Origin of the sequence: Pseudoalteromonas sp. MTN2-4, from assembly GCF_042848605.1 — a bacterium.
GTDB lineage: Bacteria > Pseudomonadota > Gammaproteobacteria > Enterobacterales > Alteromonadaceae > Pseudoalteromonas.
The window spans coordinates 1-509 of the sequence record NZ_BTGK01000066.1; the positions used below are offsets into that span (position 1 = coordinate 1).

Consider the following 509-nt stretch of genomic DNA (forward strand, 5'->3'; position numbering starts at 1 on the left):
TCGTTAAACAAAGGACACAAAACAGCAGGCTTGTGCTCCTTCGTCGCTAATTTTAGCCTTCTATTTTGTGCCGTTTACGGCAAGCGTTATTTATCTCTATGGAATTGAGTAAACCTATAAATTTAGATTTTACAAAAGATAATTTTATTTTTTTTTGAATTACGGTGCCGATGAAAATCAATTAACTTACTCTCATAAGCAAATAGCTGAGTGGAGTGAGAAGTTCTGGAATAAGTATCATGACATTGACGCACCAAAAGAAATAGAAGATATCTTGAGTACTTTAGCTGATGTCGAAACTCAATGGGATCTTTACTTAGTTAACACTTATAAAGTTGATGAATTACAAAATATAAATTTGGATTCAGTTAATTTACCATTTAGTTGGTTTAAAGATTGGCTTCGTGAAATAGATACATAACAAAACAAATCAAAAAGTGCGGACAAAAACCAGTTGGCTTTGTTCGTACCTCACAAATTTTAGCCAACTAATTTTTGCCGTTTATTTG

1 protein-coding gene is annotated in these 509 nt (G+C 32.4%); it reads left to right on the forward strand.

Features of this window, described 5'->3' with window-relative positions; all coding sequences use genetic code 11:
• Nucleotides 1-154 precede the first annotated feature (154 nt).
• Nucleotides 155-421, forward strand: a complete 267-nt coding sequence (locus tag ACGHEH_RS21740) for a hypothetical protein (RefSeq protein ID WP_390449882.1) — start codon at nucleotides 155-157, stop codon at nucleotides 419-421.
• The last annotated feature ends 88 nt before the right edge of the window (nucleotides 422-509 follow it).